The organism is Streptomyces sp. NBC_00016, from assembly GCF_045040885.1.
Classification (GTDB): domain Bacteria; phylum Actinomycetota; class Actinomycetes; order Streptomycetales; family Streptomycetaceae; genus Streptomyces; species Streptomyces coriariae.
Genome location: NZ_CP108304.1, coordinates 833000 through 852285, shown reverse-complemented (window position 1 = coordinate 852285; position 19286 = coordinate 833000). Strand labels below are relative to the sequence as shown.

The 19286-nt window shown below is 71.3% G+C and carries 17 protein-coding genes and 1 riboswitch; of the genes, 9 read left to right on the top strand and 8 right to left on the bottom strand.

The features are described 5' to 3' along the window. Positions 1-8: 8 nt before the first annotated feature. From OG933_RS03910 to OG933_RS03900, 3 genes are all read right to left on the bottom strand, one after another. Positions 9-1631, bottom strand: coding sequence for an ABC transporter substrate-binding protein (locus OG933_RS03910; RefSeq protein WP_405625365.1), 1623 nt, complete (start codon positions 1629-1631; stop codon positions 9-11). Between the two features lie 206 nt (positions 1632-1837). Continuing rightward, positions 1838-1969 (bottom strand): putative leader peptide, encoded by a 132-nt coding sequence (locus OG933_RS03905; protein WP_323178995.1) that lies wholly within the window; start codon positions 1967-1969, stop codon positions 1838-1840. A 19-nt stretch (positions 1970-1988) separates the two neighbouring features. Then, a riboswitch (SAM riboswitch) is annotated at positions 1989-2098 on the bottom strand. 160 nt (positions 2099-2258) lie between these two features. Further along, positions 2259-3074, bottom strand: coding sequence for an SAM-dependent methyltransferase (locus OG933_RS03900; RefSeq protein WP_054239081.1), 816 nt, complete (start codon positions 3072-3074; stop codon positions 2259-2261). 259 nt (positions 3075-3333) lie between these two features. Here OG933_RS03900 and OG933_RS03895 point away from each other — a divergent pair, with 259 nt between their 5' ends. The 3 genes from OG933_RS03895 (at position 3334) to OG933_RS03885 (ending at position 7549) form a co-directional block, all read left to right on the top strand. Next, the gene (locus OG933_RS03895; protein WP_405625362.1) at positions 3334-6204 is read left to right on the top strand and encodes a protein kinase domain-containing protein; all 2871 of its coding nucleotides are present in this window, start codon (positions 3334-3336) and stop codon (positions 6202-6204) included. Positions 6205-6279: 75 nt separating this feature from the next. Further along, positions 6280-6813: a kinase gene (locus OG933_RS03890; RefSeq protein WP_405625360.1), complete on the top strand. Its 534-nt coding sequence runs from the start codon at positions 6280-6282 to the stop codon at positions 6811-6813. A gap of 295 nt (positions 6814-7108) precedes the next feature. After that, positions 7109-7549, top strand: coding sequence for an ATP-binding protein (locus tag OG933_RS03885; RefSeq protein ID WP_405625358.1), 441 nt, complete (start codon positions 7109-7111; stop codon positions 7547-7549). 42 nt (positions 7550-7591) lie between these two features. On the opposite strand, the gene OG933_RS03880 is transcribed toward OG933_RS03885, so the two are convergent. Together OG933_RS03880 and OG933_RS03875 are read right to left on the bottom strand one after the other, a co-directional pair. Continuing rightward, positions 7592-8902: a PP2C family protein-serine/threonine phosphatase gene (locus OG933_RS03880; protein ID WP_405625357.1), complete on the bottom strand. Its 1311-nt coding sequence runs from the start codon at positions 8900-8902 to the stop codon at positions 7592-7594. A 505-nt stretch (positions 8903-9407) separates the two neighbouring features. Then, positions 9408-9653 carry a hypothetical protein gene (locus tag OG933_RS03875; protein ID WP_362521838.1) on the bottom strand — a complete coding sequence of 82 codons (246 nt, stop codon included), beginning with the start codon at positions 9651-9653 and terminating at the stop codon, positions 9408-9410. Positions 9654-9919: 266 nt separating this feature from the next. Here OG933_RS03875 and OG933_RS03870 point away from each other — a divergent pair, with 266 nt between their 5' ends. Together OG933_RS03870 and OG933_RS03865 are read left to right on the top strand one after the other, a co-directional pair. After that, a complete protein-coding gene (locus tag OG933_RS03870) occupies positions 9920-10465 on the top strand; it encodes a YciI family protein (protein WP_405625354.1) in 546 nt (181 codons plus the stop codon). Positions 10466-10513: 48 nt separating this feature from the next. Next, entirely contained in the window at positions 10514-10939 is a 426-nt protein-coding gene (locus tag OG933_RS03865; protein WP_362521834.1) for a VOC family protein, read from the top strand. Between the two features lie 34 nt (positions 10940-10973). Here OG933_RS03865 and OG933_RS03860 read toward each other — a convergent pair whose 3' ends face one another. Continuing rightward, positions 10974-11567: a TetR/AcrR family transcriptional regulator gene (locus OG933_RS03860; protein ID WP_362521832.1), complete on the bottom strand. Its 594-nt coding sequence runs from the start codon at positions 11565-11567 to the stop codon at positions 10974-10976. A 79-nt stretch (positions 11568-11646) separates the two neighbouring features. Here OG933_RS03860 and OG933_RS03855 point away from each other — a divergent pair, with 79 nt between their 5' ends. Then, positions 11647-12582 (top strand): oxidoreductase, encoded by a 936-nt coding sequence (locus OG933_RS03855; RefSeq protein WP_405625352.1) that lies wholly within the window; start codon positions 11647-11649, stop codon positions 12580-12582. Positions 12583-12706: 124 nt separating this feature from the next. On the opposite strand, the gene OG933_RS03850 is transcribed toward OG933_RS03855, so the two are convergent. Further along, positions 12707-13030 (bottom strand): antibiotic biosynthesis monooxygenase, encoded by a 324-nt coding sequence (locus tag OG933_RS03850; protein ID WP_057606645.1) that lies wholly within the window; start codon positions 13028-13030, stop codon positions 12707-12709. Positions 13031-13356: 326 nt separating this feature from the next. On the opposite strand from OG933_RS03850, the gene OG933_RS03845 reads away from it, so the two are divergent. From OG933_RS03845 to OG933_RS03835, 3 genes are all read left to right on the top strand, one after another. Continuing rightward, complete coding sequence (locus OG933_RS03845; protein WP_362521828.1) at positions 13357-14637, top strand: ricin-type beta-trefoil lectin domain protein; 1281 nt, start codon at positions 13357-13359, stop codon at positions 14635-14637. Continuing rightward, on the top strand, positions 14634-16022 hold the full coding sequence (locus OG933_RS03840; protein ID WP_405625350.1) for a ricin-type beta-trefoil lectin domain protein: 1389 nt from the start codon (positions 14634-14636) through the stop codon (positions 16020-16022). Before OG933_RS03845 ends, OG933_RS03840 begins: the two co-directional genes overlap by 4 nt. Positions 16023-16102: 80 nt before the next feature. Continuing rightward, the gene (locus OG933_RS03835; RefSeq protein WP_405625349.1) at positions 16103-18310 is read left to right on the top strand and encodes an RICIN domain-containing protein; all 2208 of its coding nucleotides are present in this window, start codon (positions 16103-16105) and stop codon (positions 18308-18310) included. 20 nt (positions 18311-18330) lie between these two features. Here OG933_RS03835 and OG933_RS03830 read toward each other — a convergent pair whose 3' ends face one another. After that, positions 18331-19281: a class I SAM-dependent methyltransferase gene (locus OG933_RS03830; protein WP_405625348.1), complete on the bottom strand. Its 951-nt coding sequence runs from the start codon at positions 19279-19281 to the stop codon at positions 18331-18333. Positions 19282-19286: the final 5 nt, after the last annotated feature.

Here is a 19286-nt window from a genome sequence, read left to right as displayed (position 1 = left end):
GCCGGCCGCTATCCGATCCAGGTGTCGTGCAGCTGGATCCGGCTGGAGGCCTCGAAGTCGAGGTGGTGCACCTTCTTCGCCACCCCCAGCTGGGTCTGAAGCTCCACCACGGGTACGACGTAGGCGTTCTGCACAAGCAACTGCTGTGCCTGGATGACGAGTTGCTTGCGCTTCGCCGCGTCGGTCGTCGCTGCCTGCTGGGTCAGCGCGGTGTCCAGCGGGCCGGCCGGCAGGTGGTAGAAGTTGGCCAGCCGGGTGGAGTACGAGCTGCGCAGGATGTCCGGGTCGGCGCGGGTCACGTTGCCCCACACCGCGTCGAAGTCGCCGGACTGAAGGGTCGGGGAGAACTGGGCGATCTGGAGCTGCTTGAGCACCACCTCGACACCGACGGCCTTGAGCTGCTGCTGGATCAGTTCCAGCGCGGGCTGGTTGGTGGCCGCGTTGGCGAACCACTTGACGGTCAGGCTCAGCTTCTTGCCGTCCTTGACCCGGACGCCGTCGCTGCCGGCCTTCCAACCGGCCGCGTCCAGCAGGGACTTCGCCTTGGCGGCGTCGAAGGCCAGGTCGGAGCCGAGGTCGGTGTAGTCCGGTGTGGTGTGCGCCAGGATGCTGGTCGCCGGCTCGGTGCCGGTCGGGAACACGGCGTCGACGATCTGCTGCCGGTCGATGGCGAACAGGATCGCCTGGCGTACCTTCGCGTCCTTGAAGAGCGGCCGGGAGTTGTTGAGCCCCAGGTTGAACACCACGCCCGGGTTGGCCCGTGCCTGGAGGTTCACCGCGCCGCCCTTGAGCGCCGCCTCGTTGGCCCTGCCGACGCTGCCGATCGCGTCCACCTGGCCGGACTGGAGGCTGCCGGTGCGCACGCCCGCCTCGGGCACCACCTTGAACACCAGCTTGTCCAGGTACGCCTCGCCCTGCTTGGTCCACAGCGAGGAACCCCAGGCGTACTTGGCGCGCTTGGCCAGGGTGATCGACTGGTTCTGCACATAGGCGCTCAGTACGAACGGCCCGGATCCGACCACGCCCTTGCTGCACTTCTCCTGCGGGCTCCTGTGCACGCTCGCCGACGACTCGATGCCCAGCGAGTGGGTGGCCGTGGCCTGGAGGAACTGCGCGTTGGGCTGCTTGAACCTCACCCGCACCGTGAGCGGGTCCACGGCGGTGGTGCTCTCCACGCCGCTCAGGTACCCCTGGGCGAGTGTGCCGAGGGCGCCGAGCTTCGGCACCGCGTCGAAGTTGTCCTTGACCACCTGCGCGGTGAGCGGTGTCCCGTCGCTGAAGGTCACCCCTGATCTCAGGTGGAACGTGAACGTCGTGGTGTCCGAGCTGATGTCCCAGCTCTTCGCGAGCCACGGCACGATCTTGCCGGTCTTGGGGTCCTGGTCGGTCAGCGAGTCCACGACCTGACGCAGTGAGTAGATGGTGTCGTTGCTGCCCACCTGCTGCGGATCCACGCAGCCGGCGTCGGAACCCACCGCGAAGGTCAGGGTGCCACCCGACTTCGGGCTGCCGCCCTCGCCGCTCGAGCTGCCGCTGCCGCTGGACGAGCAGGCGCTGAGCAGCAGGCTGCCGGTCGCGAGTGCGGCGAGCGCCGCCCACCGGGGGGTACGGGAATCCGGATGCGCTGTCACGGGATGGTTCTCCTACTCCAAGGTCACCGCGCACATGCCGGTGCGGAACGCGGCCATGGCGATGCGCGGAGGGTGCCGGCCACGCACGGGCCGGCACTGCTCAGAACTGTTCAGGGGGAGGGGACGTCGACGACCGGGTTGATGGCGACGTCGATGACGGCGTGACCGCGCCGTGGGCGAGGGTCAGCCTGCGGGGTGGGGCGTGATCAGCCCTGACACAGACAGCTGGCGGAGCGCTGCAGGTCGATGTGGCGGCGGCGCGAGAATCCGGAGAACAGTGCCGCGGTCGCGATCGAGGCGCTCAGGTTGCCGCTGTGCCGCACGCTGGTCCTCCACATCTCAGGCCCCTGGACCGGGGCCACGCGCTTGCAGAGTCGGTGACCCTGCCGGGCTTTCACCTGGAGCACCCCACCGCGCAGGAGGGTTGCCGGTCAGCTAGCCAGGGCTTGATGCTGACACTCAATGCCGGGGTCGATCTTACGGAGTACTGGGATTATCCGTCAATATCGGTAGGAGAGTTGAACAGCTCCGTCGCACCGGCCTGGAGGCGGGTGCGACGGAGCGGCGTCAGTGCGCGGGCCGCCCGTCCGGTGAGCCCGTCCGGTGAGGAGGGCGGCGGCGTGGACGCTACGGCTTGCGGGCGAGACCGCCGTGTTCGCCGATGACGTCCGGGGCGGGGGAGGTGGACTCCGGGCGCCAGAGGGGCACCGAGACGACGCCGGGCTCCAGGAGTTCCAGGCCGTCGAAGTACGCCGTGATCTCGTCGACGGAGCGCAGGTTGTACGGGACGGCGCCGCTTTCGTTGTAGGCGTCCTGGGCCTCTTCGAAGACCGGGTCGATGCCCCGCGAACCGTCGTTGATGGAGAGGTAGCTGCCGGACGGCAGTGCCGCCATCAGGCTGGTGACGATGGAGCGGGCCTGGTCGTGGTCGGCGACGTGCCCCAGGATGTTGCTGAGGATGAGCGCGGTGGGGCGGCTGAAGTCCAGCGTCTGCGCGGCGCTCGCCAGGATGCGCTCCGGGTCCAGCACGTTGGCGTCGACATAGGAGGTCGCGCCCTCCGCGGTGGAGTAGAGCAGGGCGCGGGCGTGGGCCAGGACCAGCGGGTCGTTGTCGACGTAGACGATCCGCGTCTCGGGGGCGAGACGCTGGGCGACCTCGTGGGTGTTGTCGGCGGTCGGCAGGCCGGTGCCGACGTCCAGGAACTGCCGTATGCCCGCCTCGGAGACCAGGTACGTGATGTTGCGGCGCAGGAACGCGCGGCTGCTGCGCGCGATGGTGACGATGCCGGGGAAGACGGCGGTGTAGGCGTCACCGGCCTGCTCGTCGACGGGGTAGTTGTCCTTCCCGCCCAGCCAGTAGTTCCAGATGCGGGCCGAGTGCGGCACCGAGGTGTCGATCTTCTGAGGTGCCGCTGAACCGGGCGTGGTCACATGGTCGGTCATGAGGGGCGTCCGTCTTTCGGCCGAGGCGTGGGCAGTTCGAGGCACAACTTACGTCCCAACGACCCTGGTACGTACACCCGTTCACATTTTCGGTCGGTTCGAACAGTGCTCTCGTGGAAACGACCGGCTTCGCGCCCGGCTGTCGGCCGGTCCGCCCGCACCGTCGGGCACACCGCCCGCACCTCTCCCCGGAGCCCTCAACTCGCCCTGTGCATAGGTACATTGAGACCGCCGAATCCTTGAGCGAGTGGGGGCGAGGATGCGCGACACGGTCCTGGACGGCCGGTACACGCTCACGGAGCGGATCGGTGCGGGCGGTATGGGCGTGGTGTGGCGGGCCAGGGACGCGCGGCTCGAACGCACGGTGGCCGTCAAGCTGCTGAGTCTGCCACCGGGCACGGCCGGCGCCGAGCGGGAACGGCTGCTCGCCATGTTCGGGCGGGAGGCGCGGGCCGCCGCCGCCCTCGACAGCTCCTACATCGTGCCGGTCTTCGACCACGGCGCGGACGGCGAAGTCCCCTACCTGGTCATGCCGTTGCTCTCGGGACGGACCCTGCGCGAGTCGGTGGCCGAGGGGCCGCTGCCGCCGGAGCGGGTCGCGGTGCTCGCGGCGCAGGTCTGCCGGGCCCTGGCGACCGCGCACCGGGCCGGCATCGTGCACCGTGACATCAAGCCGGCGAACGTGATGGTCACGGACGAGGGCATGGTGAAGGTGCTCGACTTCGGTATCGCCAAGTTCCTCGACGCGACGACGGGCGGCCGGCTCACCGTCACCACGGACTCGCCCGTCGGCACCCTCCCGTACATGGCGCCGGAGCGCTTCACCCGTGGCGCGGACGACGGCCGCACGGATGTGTACGCGCTGGGCTGCACGGTGTACGAGATGCTCACCGGCGCACCGCCGTTCGACTCGGCGTCGGCGCCCGCGCTGATGCACTGCCATGTGTACGAGACACCGCAGAAGCCGTCGGTACGGTGTCCGGGGCTGGCCCCCGAGTGGGACGAGCTGGTGGGGCGGATGCTGGCGAAGCCGGTCGGTGAGCGACCGACGGCGGACGAGGCACGGGCGCTGTTCGAGAATCTGGCCGCGCCCGCGCCGCCGCTCTCCGCGTCCGCGCCCCGGCTCCCGGACCACACCGCCCCGCCGGGGCGGGATTCCGCCGCCACGCCACCGGGGAGCCCGGCCCGGATCTCCGCGCACCGGGGTCGGCAGGATCCCGCCCCTGTCCCGGCCCCTGTCCCGGCCCCTGGGCCGGTCGCGGCGGATGTCACGCCCCCCGGCCTCGACGTCACCTCGTACCTCCTCGCACCGCCGCGCCCGAGGCAGCCGCCGACCGTTGCCGCGCCCCCACGCCGACGCGGGCGCGTCGCGTGGATCGGGGCCTCCGTGGTCGCCGTCGCGCTCGTGGCGGCACTCGCCGTCCTCCAGCCCTTCGGCGGCGACGACGGCGACGGCGGGGGCAGCGGGAAGAACGGCTCGGTCGGGTCGAAGGCCCCCACCGTGGCGCCGGTGGCGAAGACCCAGACGCTCACACTCGGTTCCGCCGCCGACTCCAAGGGCCCGGCCCCGGCGGTGCGCGACGCCCGCAAAGGGGGCACGGTCACGGTCCTCGAACCCGGCGAGATCACCACCGTCGACCCGGGCAACATGTGGTCCGGCGCCGACCGGCTGATCTCCCGCCTCGTCCACCGCAGCCTGACCGCCCTCAGAACCCTGCCCGACGGGTCCGTCCGGCTCGTCGGGGACCTCGCCCAGGACACGGGCCGGTCGTCGCTGGACGGCCGCGCGTGGACGTTCACCCTCAAGGCGGGGCTCACCTACAACGACGGATCGCCCGTACGCGCCCGGGACTTCGCGTACGCCGTGGAGCGTGCCCTCGACCCCGACGAGTTCCCGATGGGCGACCGCACCCTGCGCAGTTTCCTGCTCGGGCCCGAGGACGCGGACGGCATCGGCGATGAGCACGCGATGCCGCCGGGCGTCATCGAGACCCCGGACGACCGCACGGTCGTCTTCCATCTCGACGGCGCCCACCCCGACTTCAACGTCGTCCTGGCCGGCCCCAACGGCGCTCCGGTGCCGGAGCGGGTCTCCGAGATCTCGGGCACCTCCGTCCTCCTGCCGTCGACGGGCCCGTACCAGATCGGCTCCTTCACAGGTGCCAAGAACCTCACGCTCACGCGCAATCCGAAGTGGCGCGCGGACACGGACCCGGTGCGCACCGCGTACCCCGACCGGTACGAGATCACCGGCGCGCTCACCCTCGACGAGATCAGGTCCCGGATCCGCGCGGCCGGTCCGGACTCCGCCGTGATGACGTTCTCCGGCTCGCTGGACAAGGACGGGCTGGGCACGACGGACGGCGCCACCGGCAGCGGAACGGTGCGGGTGACGTCACCGGCCCCCTACGTCCACGCGTACTGCGTCGACACCGAGCGGGTGCCGAAGCTGAAGGTCCGCCAGGCCATCGCCACCGCGTATCCGGCGGCGGACGTCCTGGCCGCGAGCGGCGAGGACGGTGTCGCCACGCACCATCTGATGCCGCCGGGCATCCGCGGTTCGCGCGACTTCGATCTGTACGGCGCCGGGCCGCACGGTGACCCCGAAGGCGCCCGCGCGCTGCTCACCGAGGCCGGCGAGACGGGCTTCCCGCTCACCGTCGCCTATGCGACGACAGCCGACGAAGCACGGGCGAAAGCGGTGAAGAAGGCCCTGGACAAGGCCGGTTTCCGGGTGACGCTGAAGAACGTCGACGTCTCCGACATCTACGAGAACGCGGGGAAGGGCGAGTACGACCTGGTCCGTCTGCCGATGAACGCCAGCGGCCTCCCGCTGGCGTCGGCGTATCTTCCGGACTCCTTCGACGGCCGCTACACCTACCCGACCACCTCCAACTTCTCCCGGCTCGAAAGCGCGGCCGTCAACACCGCGATCGACGAGGCCAACGCGACGACCGACCTGGCGGCGGCGGGCGAGAAGTGGTCCACGGTCGACCGTCGGGTGATGGAGCAGGCGGCGGCCATTCCGGTGTACGTGCCGGTACGCACGTTCCTCCACAGCTCCGGCCTGAAGGGCCTCCAGGCGGACCTGGACGGGCTGTCGCCGCTCAACGCGTACGTGTCCGGCTGACCCCTGCCACCGCGCGGAACGGGCAGCGAGGCTGCGCGCGGTGATGTCCGCCGGGCCGGTAGCGTGAGCGACGTGATGGTGGGCACCCCAGAGACCCGGTTGGTCGTCCTGCGCGGCAACAGCGCCTCGGGCAAGTCGGCGGTGGCGGCCGCGATTCGCGAGAGGTTCGGCCGGGGCCTGGCCCTGGTCGGGCAGGACAACCTCCGCCGGGTCGTGCTGCGCGAGCACGACCGCCCCGGCGCGGCGAACATCGGGCTGATCGAGGCCGTCGCGCGCTATGCGCTGGACGCCGGCTACCACGTCGTCCTCGAAGGCATCCTCGACGCCGACCGGTACGGGCCCATGCTCGAACGACTGCGCAGGGAGCACCGCGGCCCGACCCACGGCTACTACCTCCATGTGCCGCTCGCCGAAACCCTGGTGCGTCACGCCACGAAGCCGATCGCCCACGAGGTCGGCGAGGCGGACCTGTGCGCCTGGTACCGGGAGCTCGATCTGCTGCCGGGCGACGTCGAGACGGTCATCGGCGCCGACAGCACGCTCCCGCAGACCGTCGACCGCATCCTGCTCGACACGGGCCTGGACCGCCTACCCGCCCGGGAACACTGACACCCGGGGGCCGGGCCCGCACCGGTGCTGCCCGTGCCCCCATCGGACGGATACCGGCTCGCTGAAATTATCAGGCAGTCGGTTGCAGCTTGAACTTCGTTGCGACCATAGTTACTTGTGTGAAGCGTGCTGCCGAACTCGAGCGTTCCCCAGCCAACCCCTGCCACCCCCAAAGGAGTTGGATCGCTCGGACGGTCGCGGCACCGGGCCCGTCCGGAACACCCCTTCCTCGTAGGTCCGTTGCTCACCATTCCCCGCCTCTGGCTGCTGCCGCCCCCCACGGAAGGCGACCACCGTGTCCCCCCACACGACGTCCTCACCCCAGTCCTTGGACACCTGGAGCCCCGACCGGACGCACTGGATCGAACTCCCGGCACACCGCTCCAGCGTCTCGGTGGCCCGCCGCGCCATGAGCGCGCGGCTGACCGCCTGGCGGCTGCCGGGAGAGCTGTGCGCGGACACCGTCCTGCTCGTGTCCGAGCTGGCCACCAATGCCGTACGGCACACGCTCGGCACCCGGTTCCTGTGCGGTGTAGGACTCGTCACGCTCGGTCGGCTGCGCCTGGAGGTGCACGATCACGACCGTACGGGACGGGGTCTGCCCCGCCGCGAGCCCGGACCGGACGACGAGGGCGGTCGCGGCCTCTTCCTCGTGGAGCAGCTCGCCGAGACCTGGGGAGTCGACCGGTCGAGGCTCACCGGCGGCAACGCGGTCTGGGCGACCATGACGGCCTGAGCGGCCCCGGGAACCCGGCACGCACCGGCCGAGCTCGGCGACTCAGCACCCGGCCGGGGTCAGTTCGGCCAGCAGCAGGGTGCGGTCGTCGGCTCCGGCCGTGCCGGCAGGGGCGTGCAGGAGCCGACGGCACAGGGACGGCAGCGCGTCCTGCCCGTCGCCGTCCACGGGCTCGGCGGCGGCCGCCGCCGCGTCCACGGTACGCGCGAGGCGGGTGATCTCCTGGTCGATGTCGGCGTCGCGGGACTCGACCAGACCGTCGCTGTAGAGCACCAGCAGGGCCGGATCCGGCACGCTCAGCACGGTCTCCTCGTAGCTGCCCGCCCCGAGCCCGAGGGGCAGACCCGCCCCGGTCAGCGTGACCGGCGCCGTGCGGCCGTCCGGGCCGCGCAGCAACGGGGGAGGGTGGCCCGCCCCGACCAGGGTGCAGGTGCGCCGCCGGGCATCCCACTCGGCGTATATGCAGGTCGCGAAGGACACGCCGGGGGAGTCGCCGGCGAGGGTGTCGAGCCGTCCTATGAGGTCGGCCGCGGGGATGTCGAGCGCAGCCAGGGTACGGACGGCGGTGCGCAGCTGGATCATTGCGACGGCGGACTCGGGACCGTGTCCCATGGCGTCCCCGACGATCAGACTGACCCGGCCGCCCGGCCGCTTCAGCACGTCGGACCAGTCACCGCCGACGAGGTTGCCCTGCCCGGCGGGCAGACAGCCGTGCGCGGTGCGGCAGCCGCCGAACTCCTGCGCCGTGCCGGGCGGCATGCTGTTGCGGATCGCCAGGGAGGTCCGGCGCTCGCGCTCGTAGCGGCGCGCGTTGTCGAGGGCCACGGCGGCCCGCGCGGCCAGTGCCTCCACGGCGGCCACGGCCGCCGGGCCGAACGGCGTACGGCCCGGTCCCCTGGTGCAGGTGACGAAGCCGATCGCCTGGTCCCGCAGCCGCAGCGGCACCACGAGGAAGGCCGCCACGCTCAGGAGGTCGCAGACGCGGGCCTCGCCGTCCCCGGCGGCGATGAGCCGCTCGGACGTGTGCGGGTCCACCGCGTCGAGCACCTGAGCGTGCCCGGCGGCGAGCGCGCGGACGTACGGCGTGTCCCGGGGGAAGGCGACCACCTCGCCGACCGGCAGCATGCTCTCCCAGTCCTCGCGCGCGCCCGGCCCGACACGCAGTGCCATCCGGCGTGCCTCGATCCTGGGCGCGTCCACGCCGATGTGCGCGTTCTCCTCCACGCGCCACCGCTCCAGCAGGTAGAGGGAGGCCGCGTCGCAGAATCCGGGGGTCAGCGCGTGCACGACATGGCTGCCGGTCATCAGCAGATCGAGTTCCGAGCCGATGACGTCGGCGGCGGGGGAGAACACCGACCGACGGGGCGAGGGCAGGGCGGCAACGACGTCGTCGGTGCCGCTGCGCGGTTGGTTCCGCAGGGTCGTGCCTTTCAATGGGGGCCGGCCGCGCGGCGGGAGACAGGGGGAGCACCGCGTGCCGTCGCAACTATATGATGGCGCGTCAAGTCACCGGGCCCAAAGCCCAGTTGCCGCACCGGCTGCCAGGCCGTGGCGGCGGTCCGACCGCTCGGGGCCGGCCGGGCGACTTCGCGCGGGTGAGAGGGTGCCACCGCGGGCCGGCCGAGCCACGGCAAGCGGGCTCCGGGCGGCCCGGTCGGGACGGCCGAGAGCGGCTCGACCCTCCGAAGCCCGGCAACCCGACGAGATCGGGCGTCGGGGAGGCCGCGGACGTGCTCGCGCTGCCGTGGCCGCAAGCTCCGGCGGGCCTCCGGCGGGCCTCCGGCCGACGGGCACACAACGCGTGGTGCCGCACGCACGACGCAGGTGCTCGCTGATTCTTCCCGCCCGCCGGTCCGGCTCACAGGTTCCCGGTGTCCCGCACGTCGATCTCGCACTCCACATCGGGGATCACGTCGAGCTGGTTTCTCACTGCCTCACGGACATCGCCGGCCAGTGACACCGACACCTCGGCGGGGACGTCGGGGGCATCCGGGCGGTTGACGGACGACACGATCGCATCGGGATCCATTTCCTCCAGCGCGTGGAGAACCTCGTCGACCCGGTCGTTTCGCACGGTGGTTGATACGTAGGTACGGACAGTCATGATTGTCTCCCTTACCGTAACCGGACTCCTCGGCCCGCCGTCCGCCGTCCTCGTGGGGCGGATACGAGTCCACGGGCATCACGGAGCCCATGCCGCCAGCCTCGCCCGTCCGGAGCCCGTCCGCATTCGCACGCCTCCACGCGGGCGTCGGATGCTGGTCGAACCCCGCGCTTTCAGGCGGAGCGGCACGTCACCCGGGCGGATCGACGAGTCGTTCGCGGAGGTGTTCGACGCGGACGACTTCTCCTGCACGGACAATGAGAAGTATGGAGTTCTTCTGCTACCACCGTGACCGGCCCGCCTCCGCCGCCCTGCGCGACGAACTGCTCGAGAAGCACTGGTCCTACATGGACGGGTACGCGGCGCAGATGATCGCCCGGGGTCCGACCTTCGACGGCGACACGCCCACCGGCAGCGTGCACATAGTCGACCTCCCGGATGCCGCCGCCGCCCGCGCGTTCGCCTTCGACGAGCCCAACTACCAGGCCGGTGTCTACCGGGACGTGCTGCTGCGCCGGTGGCGCAACACGCTGAGGCGCACCATGTGGGACTTCCCCGGTGGGCGCAGCGGCGGCAACCGCTATGCGGTGCTCGGCCTCGGCCCGGGCACGGACGACGGCCTCGTCGTGCCGCCCGACCGGGACGAGCTGATCGCGTACGGGCCGCTGCTGTCCGACGACGGGGCCACCCGGGTGGGTACCGCGGTGCTGCTCAGAGCCCCGGATGCGGACGCGGCGCGCGCCGTCCTGGCGCCGGACCGGTATGCGGACGTCGAAGTGCACGACTGGCAGTTCGGCGGACGGCCGTCATGAGGCCGGAGTCGCCCGCCGTTCGGCGCGGGTTTGCGTGACAGTGGAGGCATGAACGCAGACGACAGGAACATTCTGGCCCGGGGACGTGTGGCGACCAGGCTGCCCACCCAGGACCTGGAGCGGGCGCGGCGCTTCTATGCCGAGCGGCTCGGGCTGGAGCCCGTCGACGAACGGCCCGGCGGGCTCCTGTACCGATGCGGAGGGGCGGAGTTCGCCCTGTTCGCGTCGACGGGAGCCTCGCCCGGCACCTTCACCCAGATGGGGTGGGAGGTCGACGACCTCGACGCGGTCGTGGCGGAGCTCGAGCGGCGAGGCGTGGTGTTCGAAGAGGTCGACGTACCCGGGTTCGGCACGAAGGACGGCATCGCCGAGATCGACGGGAACTACCCGGGCAAGGGCGCACGGGGGGAGCGCGCGGCCTGGTTCCGGGACAGCGAGGGAAACCTCCTGGGCATCGGCGAGCCGGTCGTCTGAGCGCCGTCGCGGCCGACGGCCCGCCGTCCTCGCCCTACTCCGGCTCGCACCCGCGCAAGGCGGACGCGATCACGTCGTCCAGGCCCGGCTCGGTGACCTCCGGTGGCAGCAGCCCGCTCACCGTGAGCCCGGCGTAGCCGTGCAGCGCCGCGAAGATCGGCAGGGCGACGCGCTCCAGCTCGCCCTGCCGCACCTCGCCCCGGCGCTGCCCGTCGCGGATCAGTTCGAGCAGCTGCTCGGACCACAGATGGGCCGTCGCGCCCAGTGCCTCCGACGCCTGCGGGCTGTGCTTGGCCGAGAACATGAGGTCGAGCAGCGCGGCGTTGGTCACGGCGAAACCGACGTAGGCGCGGGCCGCGGCGTCCAGCCGTTCGGCGAACGACTCGCCGACGCCTTCCTGGGCGGCCGAGATGACGGCGGCCAGCCGCTCGAAGCCGGTCAGCGCCAAGGCGTCCAGCAATGCCTGCTTGGTCTTGAAGTGGCGGCTGGGCGCGGCGGGGCTCACCCCGATGTCACGGGCCAGTTCCCGTAGGGACAGTGCTCCCGATCCCCTCTCGCGCAAGGTCTGCTCGGCGCGTGCGAGCAGCTGCGCAGGGAGGTCTCCGTGGTGGTAGGGGCGGCTTTTCATGCCCTCAGCCTAGTCGGGCGTGAGCAGCGCTCACATTGTTATCGTTGCAAACATTGTGAGCACCGCATACATTGGGGTCATGGCAAAGGACATGAAGACCACCCAGCCCTGGAACACCACCGACATCCCCGACCAGACCGGCCGCACCGCCGTGGTGACCGGCGCCAACAGCGGGCTCGGCCTCGCCACCGTCGAGGCACTGGCCCGCGCGGGCGCCCATGTGGTCCTGGCGGTGCGGGACCCCCGGCGCGGCGAGGCGGCGGCCGCGGCCGTGCCGGGCAGCGTGGAGGTACGCCGGCTCGACCTGGCCGACCTCTCCTCCGTACGCGAGTTCGCCGCCGGCTGGCGCGGAGACCTGGACCTGCTCATCAACAACGCCGGCGTCATGAACGTCCCCGAGGCCCGCACCAAGGACGGCTTCGAGACGCAGTTCGGCACCAACCACCTGGGCCACTTCGCCCTGACCAACCTGCTGCTGCCGCACATCACCGACCGTGTGGTCGTCCTGTCGTCCGGCGCGCACAGGATGCCGGGCAGCCCCCGCATCCGCTTCGACAACCTCGACCTGACCGGCGAGTACGCCCCGATGGCGGCCTACAGTCAGTCCAAGCTGGCCAATCTGCTCTTCACCCTGGAGCTCCAGCGGCGGCTCGGCGAGGCGGGTTCGCCCGTGCGCGCCCTGGCCGCACACCCCGGCTGGGCCGCCACCAACCTCCAGGGGCACGACGCCAGCTTGCTGCGGCGCCTCTTCATGCGGCTGGGCAACCGGCTCGTCGCCCAGGACGGCCGGGCCGGCGCGCTGCCCACCCTGTACGCCGCCGTCCGGGACCTGCCCGGCGCGAGCTACGTCGGCCCCGACGGCCTCTTCGAGATGCGCGGTGCCCCGACCCTGGTCGGCCGCTCCCCGGCGGCCAGCGACCCGGCCGCCGCCCTGCGGCTGTGGACCGTGTCCGAGGAGCTCACCGGCGTCACCTTCCCCGAGCCCGCTCTGGCGTCGAGCGGCCCGACGTCCTGAGGAGCCCGGAAGGTCGCGACGGAGCGGTACGCGCCGACGCCGACCGGTATGGCCGTCCGTCGCCGGTGACGGCCGGCGGCGGCCGGCGGCGGGTGGACGGCGCGGCCACCCGCCACGGGAGCGGCTACTCGCCCTTCGGCGCCGCCTGTTGCACCACCTCGAAGGACCAGAGGGTGGAGCCCGATGCCGCGGGCTTGGGCCGTTCCCCCTCCGTGTCGCCCCGGTGGGCGGCCTTCATCGGGCCCTCGAGCCAGGCCTGGAACGACGCCTCGTCACGCCAGCGCGTGTAGACGAGGTAGGTGTCGGTGCCCTCGACCGGGCGGAGCAGCTCGAACCACTCGAAGCCGTCCGAGTTCTCGACGGCGTGGGCTCGCGCGGCGAACCGCTTCTCGAGGGTCTCCCGCTGTTCCGCCGGGACGGTCAGTACGTTGATCTTGACTACGCTCATGGTCCCATCCTGCCCTCCCGCGACCGCCGGGCGGCGGACCGCCCCCTCCGTGACATCCGGCTCCCGCTCCGGCTCCGGAGGCCCCTCTCCTGAATCCGGGCCTCCGGATCCGGGTCTCGCGAATCAGGGCCCCGCGAATCTGGTCCAGACCAAACTCTTGACAGGGTCATTACTCACTTCTTAAATCACGTAGTGAACTAAGCCCGCGTCAGGGCCGGTTCGCACCCCCCACCCATTCGGCGCGGTCAGCGGTGAGCCGCCCGGCCGCGCCCACGGATGTCATGACCATGTCGTGACTGTCCGTCATGTGCCAGGAAGGGAGAGCCATGGCCTCTCCGCGCCTGCCCCGGCGCCTGCTGTTGTCGCTGGCCTCGCTCCTCGCCTTCGCGTCGCTGTCCACCGGACCGGCGCTGGGCGTGTCTCCATCCGCGGAGGACTCCTCCGCACGCGCTGTCGCGGCACCCCAGGCGGCCGCCGTCACGTTCTCCGAGGAGTTCGACGGGCCCGCCGGTTCTGCCGTGGACGGTGCCCGATGGCAGACCGAGACCGGTGACAACGTCAACAACCACGAGCGGCAGTACTACACCGCGGGCAACCGCAACGCCGCTCTGGACGGCCAGGGCCATCTGGTGATCACCGCACGTCGGGAGAACCCGGGCAACTACCAGTGCTGGTACGGCCGGTGTGAGTACACCTCCGCCCGGCTGAACACGGCCGGCCGGTTCACCACGACGTACGGCCGGGTCGAGGCCCGGATGAAGGTCCCGCGCGGGCAGGGCATGTGGCCCGCCTTCTGGATGCTGGGCAACGACATCGGCCAGGTCGGCTGGCCCAACTCGGGCGAGATCGACGTCATGGAGAACGTGGGCTTCGAGCCGGCCACCGTCCACGGCACCCTGCACGGCCCGGGATACTCCGGCTCCGGTGGCATCGGTGCCGGGTACACCCTGCCCGGCGGACAGGCCTTCGCCGACGCCTATCACACCTTTGCCGTCGACTGGAGCCCGAACGCGATCACCTGGTCCGTCGACGGCACCGTCTACCAGCGGCGCACCCCGGCCGACCTCGGCGGACGGCAGTGGGTCTTCGACAAGCCCTTCTTCCTGATCCTCAATCTCGCGGTCGGCGGCTACTGGCCCGGAGACCCCGACGGCAGCACGGTCCTCCCCCAGCAACTCCTGGTCGACTACGTCCGGGTGAGCACCGACACCGCCCAGCCGGGCGGCAGCGGCCCCATCACGGGCCTCGCCGGCAAGTGCGTGGACGTGGCCGGGGCCAACAGCGCCAACGGCACGGCCGTGCAGCTGTACGACTGCAACGGCACCGCCGCCCAGCAGTGGTCCGTGGGCGCCGACGGCACGATCCGCGCGCTCGGCAAGTGCCTGGACGTCGCCTCCGGCGGCACCGCGGACGGCACCCCCGTCCAGCTCTGGGACTGCAACGGCTCCGCGGCCCAGCAGTGGGCCGTCCCCGCCGCCCGCGACATCGTCAACCCGCAGGCGAACAAGTGCCTGGACGCCGCGGGCGGCAGCTCCGCCAACGGCACCCGGCTTCAGATCTGGACCTGTACCGGTGCCTCTCAGCAGAAGTGGACGGTGACCCGATGACCCGGACGTTCCCGCACCGGCGCGCGGTACGCGGCGCGCTGGGCGCGGCGGCCGTGGCCGCCCTGCTCACCGGCCTGAACGGCACGCCGGCGAGCGGTGCCGCGGCGGCCGCCGGGCAGATCACCGGGATCGGCGGCAAGTGCGTCGACATCGCGGGTGCCGCCACGGCCAACGGCACGGCCGTCCAGCTCTACGACTGCAACGGCAGCGCGGCCCAGCAGTGGACGGTGAGCGACGACGGCACGATCCGCGCGCTCGGCAAGTGCCTGGACGTGACCTCGGGCGGTACCGCCGACGGAACCCGGACCCAGCTGTGGGACTGCAACGGCAGCGCGGCCCAGCAATGGACCGTCACCGCCGCCCGCGACATCGTCAACCCGCAGGCGAACAAGTGCCTGGACGCGACCGGCAACAGCTCCGCCAACGGCACCCGGCTCCAGATCTGGACCTGCACCGGATCCGCCAACCAGAAGTGGACGGCGCCGGGCGGCGGCGGAGAGCCGGCGCCCGGCCCCGGAGCCATGGCCGTCGCGCCGTACCTCTACAACGGGTGGGGCAGTCCGCCCAGTCCCACCACCGTGATGAACGCGACCGGCGTCAAGTGGTTCACGCTCGCCTTCGTCCTCAGCAACGGCTACTGCAACCCGCAGTGGGACGGCAGCCGCCCGCTGACCGGGGGAGTCGACCAGCAGACCGTCACCACCGTCCGGGGGGCCGGCGGTGACGTGATCCCGTCCTTCGGCGGCTGGAGCGGCAACAAGCTGGAGAGCTCCTGCGGCAGCGCGGGCGAACTGGCCGCCGCGTACCAGAAGGTCATCAACGCCTACGGGCTCAAGGCGATCGACATCGACATCGAGGCGGCGGCGTACGACAGCCCGACCGTGCAGCAGCGCACCGTCGACGCGTTGAAGACCATCAAGGCCAACAACCCCGGCATCAAGGTGTACATCACCTTCGGCACCGGACAGAACGGCCCCGACAGCAGCCTGATCGGCAGAGCCGCCGCCTCCGGACTCACCGTGGACAGCTGGACGATCATGCCGTTCAACTTCGGCGGCGCGGGCCAGAACATGGGCCAGCTCACCGTCCGGGCCGCCGAGGGACTCAAGACCGCGGTGAAGAACGCCTACGGCTACTCGGACGACCAGGCCTACCGGCGCACCGGCATCTCCTCGATGAACGGCATCACCGACAACAGCGAGACGGTGACCGTCGCCGACTTCCGCACCATCCTGGCGTACGCCCAGCAGCGCCACCTGGCCCGGCTGACCTTCTGGTCGGTCAACCGGGACCGGCCCTGCACCGGCGGCGGCGCCGACACCTGCTCGGGCATCGCCCAGCAGCCCTGGGACTTCACCCGGGTCTTCGCGCAGTACGCGGGCTGACCCGCCCGCGCACCCCGCCGACCCGTCCCTGCCTTCCCCCCGATCCCCACTCACGCCGTCCCGGCGGCACAGGAGAAGACGTGCTCCGCATCCCCCGACCATCCCTCGCCGGCCCCTGGGTCGCGGCTTCCGTGGCCGCGGCCACGGCGGTCTCGCTCTTCACCGGCGTCCAGCCCGTCCGGGCCGCGACCGACGCGGCCACCGCCCTGCCCACCGGCTGGTCCACCGTGGTGAACTCCGGCAGCGGCAAATGCCTGGACGCCCGGGCGGCCGCATCCGTGAACGGCACCGCCGTGCAGCAGTACGCCTGCAACAACAGCACCGCCCAGCAGTGGAGTTTCACCGCGACCACCGACGGCTTCGTGCGGATCGGCAACCGCAACGACGCCCAGCAGGTCGTGGACGTGAGCGACGTGTCCACCGCCGACAACGCGGCCGTGCACCTGTGGACGTACGGCGGCGGCGCCAACCAGCAGTGGCAGGCCGTCGACGAGGGCGGCGGCGCCTACCACTTCGTCAACCGCAACAGCGGCAAATGCCTCGACGTCCCGTCCGCCTCGACGGCCGACAGCGTCCAACTGGTGCAGTACACCTGCAACGGCACGGCCGCCCAGCGCTTCCAGGTCGCGCCGGTGAGCACCTCCCCGGGTGACGTCGACCTCGGCCCCAACGTCGTCGTCTTCGACCCGTCGATGCCGTCGTCCACGATCCAGAGCCGGCTGAACTCGATCTTCCAGCAGCAGGAGACGAACCAGTTCGGCTCCCAGCGCTACGCGGTCATGTTCAAGCCCGGCACGTACAGCAACGACGTCAACGTCGGCTTCTACACCCAGGTCCTGGGGCTCGGTCAGTCGCCCGACTCGGTCACGATCAACGGCGCCGTGCATGTGGAGGCCGACTGGTTCCCGCCGCAGAACGCCACCCAGAACTTCTGGCGCGGCGCGGAGAACCTGTCGGTCAACCCGACCGGCGGTACCGACCGGTGGGCGGTCTCCCAGGCGTCCGGCTACCGCCGTATGCACGTCCGCGGCAACCTGGAGCTGAGCGACGGCGGCTGGTCCAGTGGCGGGTTCATGGCCGACAGCAAGATCGACGGCCAGGTGCGGTCCGGCACCCAGCAGCAGTGGCTGACCCGTAACTCCCAACTCGGCAGCTGGACCGGCTCCAACTGGAACATGGTCTTCGTCGGCAGCCAGGGCGTGCCCGGCAACAGCTTCCCCAACCCGCCCTACACCACGGTCAACCAGACCCCCACCGTGCGCGAGAAGCCCTTCCTGTACGTGGACGCGGCCGGCGCCTACCAGGTGTTCGTCCCCTCCCTGCGGGCCAACTCCTCGGCCACCACCTGGGCGAACGGGACCGCCGCCGGCAGCTCGCTCGGCATCGACCAGTTCTTCGTCGTCAAGCCGGGCGCGACCGCCGCACAGATCAACACCGCCCTCGCCGCGGGCAAGAACCTGCTGGTCACCCCCGGTGTCTACCACCTGAACGAGACCCTGCGGGTGACCCGCCCCGACACCGTCGTGCTCGGTCTCGGCCTCGCCACGTTCGTCCCGGACAACGGCGTCACCGCCATGACCGTCGCCGACGTCGACGGGGTGAAGGTCGCCGGCGTCCTCTTCGACGCCGGCACCACCAACTCGCAGACCCTCATGGAGATCGGCCCGGCCGGCGCCGCCGCCGACCACACCGCGAACCCCACCTCCCTGCACGACGTCTACTTCCGGATCGGCGGGGCCGCCGTGGGCAAGGCGACCACCAGCCTCGTCGTCAACAGCGACGACGTCATCGGCGACCACATGTGGATCTGGCGGGCCGACCACGGCAGCGGAGTGGGCTGGACCACCAACACGGCCGACACCGGACTCGTCGTCAACGGCGACGACGTCACCATGTACGGCCTGTTCGTCGAGCACTACCAGAAGCACCAGACGCTCTGGAACGGCAACGGCGGCCGGACGTACTTCTACCAGAACGAGATGCCCTACGACCCGCCCAACCAGGCCGCCTGGATGAACGGCACCACCCAGGGCTACGCCGCCTACAAGGTCGCGAACTCGGTCACCAGCCATCAGGCCTACGGGCTCGGCAGCTACTGCTACTTCAATGTCAACCCGAGCGTCACCGCCGAGCACGCCTTCGAGGTGCCCGCCAATCCGAACGTGCGCTTCCAGAACATGGTGACGGTCTCGCTCGGCGGCACCGGAACCATCCGGCACGTCATCAACGACCGGGGCGGACCGTCCAACTCCACCACCAATGTGGCCAACCTGGTGAACCACCCGTGAGGTGAACCGCCCACGGGCCGTCAGGTGCGGCGTGCGGCCCACACCGTTCGTTCGGTGCGCACGCCGAGGTCCGGGTGGTGCACGATGCCGTGCGGGCCGTCGGTGTCGAGCAGCCGGTCGAAAGCGGTCAGGTCCTCGGCCGTCAGGGCGGAGGCGATGCCGGCCCGCATGCGGCGCAGACTGCTGAGGGCATAGCGGCCGACCGCGTCGGTGTGCGTCGGGCCGATGTCGACGGTGACGGTGCGTTCGCGCTCGACGGTGAAGCCGGCCTTCGCCAGCTCGGTTCCCCAGTCGGCGCCGCGGTGGGAGACGTGCTCGGCGTGATGGCGGTCGAGTGCGGCATGACAGCGCTCCTCCAGCCCGGGAGCGTCCTGCGGGGCGCTCTCGGGCAGGAACCGGGGGAAGCCCGCCAGCTCGACGACGGCGAGCAGTCCGCCCGGTGCCAGCAGGTCGTGGACCTGGCGCAGGGCGCGGCCGGGATCGGCCATGTGGTGCAGGGAGGCCGATGCCCAGACCAGTTCCGGCGCGCCGAGTTCGGGCCATGCCGTCGCGTCGAGGTCGGCCCGCACGATGCGCACGCGGTCGGCCGCCCCGGCCGCGACGGCCTTCTCCCGCAGGCGGTGCAGGTGGGCGTCCGAGACGTCGACGGCCGTCACCTCGGCCCCGGGAAAGCGTTCGAGCAGAGCGAGGGTGCCCGCTCCGGTCCCGCAGCCCAGGTCCACGATGCGGGAGGGGCTGGTCCCGACGGGCAGCCAGGCGGTGATGGACGCGATGTGTTCGGCGAGCACTTCCGCGTCCAGGTCGAGGATCTCCGACTGGTCGCCTGCCTCGTGCTCGTGCTCGTGCTCGTGCTCGTGCTCGTGCTCGTGGTCGTGGCCGTGGTCGTGGCCGTGTTCGTGTTCGTTCACGTGCTCCTGCTCGTGAGGACGGTGTGCGGCGGGATGCGTCGTGTGCGGGGAGGGGTGGGTCATGCGCT

Coding starts and splice junctions, on each gene's coding strand:
- OG933_RS03905 (WP_323178995.1), bottom strand. CDS start 1,969: ATGTGGAGGACCAGCGTGCGGCACAGCGGCAACCTGAGCGCCTCGATC.
- OG933_RS03900 (WP_054239081.1), bottom strand. CDS start 3,074: ATGACCGACCATGTGACCACGCCCGGTTCAGCGGCACCTCAGAAGATC.
- OG933_RS03895 (WP_405625362.1), top strand. CDS start 3,334: ATGCGCGACACGGTCCTGGACGGCCGGTACACGCTCACGGAGCGGATC.
- OG933_RS03890 (WP_405625360.1), top strand. CDS start 6,280: ATGGTGGGCACCCCAGAGACCCGGTTGGTCGTCCTGCGCGGCAACAGC.
- OG933_RS03875 (WP_362521838.1), bottom strand. CDS start 9,653: ATGACTGTCCGTACCTACGTATCAACCACCGTGCGAAACGACCGGGTC.
- OG933_RS03870 (WP_405625354.1), top strand. CDS start 9,920: ATGGAGTTCTTCTGCTACCACCGTGACCGGCCCGCCTCCGCCGCCCTG.
- OG933_RS03865 (WP_362521834.1), top strand. CDS start 10,514: ATGAACGCAGACGACAGGAACATTCTGGCCCGGGGACGTGTGGCGACC.
- OG933_RS03860 (WP_362521832.1), bottom strand. CDS start 11,567: ATGAAAAGCCGCCCCTACCACCACGGAGACCTCCCTGCGCAGCTGCTC.
- OG933_RS03855 (WP_405625352.1), top strand. CDS start 11,647: ATGGCAAAGGACATGAAGACCACCCAGCCCTGGAACACCACCGACATC.
- OG933_RS03850 (WP_057606645.1), bottom strand. CDS start 13,030: ATGAGCGTAGTCAAGATCAACGTACTGACCGTCCCGGCGGAACAGCGG.
- OG933_RS03845 (WP_362521828.1), top strand. CDS start 13,357: ATGGCCTCTCCGCGCCTGCCCCGGCGCCTGCTGTTGTCGCTGGCCTCG.
- OG933_RS03840 (WP_405625350.1), top strand. CDS start 14,634: ATGACCCGGACGTTCCCGCACCGGCGCGCGGTACGCGGCGCGCTGGGC.
- OG933_RS03830 (WP_405625348.1), bottom strand. CDS start 19,281: ATGACCCACCCCTCCCCGCACACGACGCATCCCGCCGCACACCGTCCT.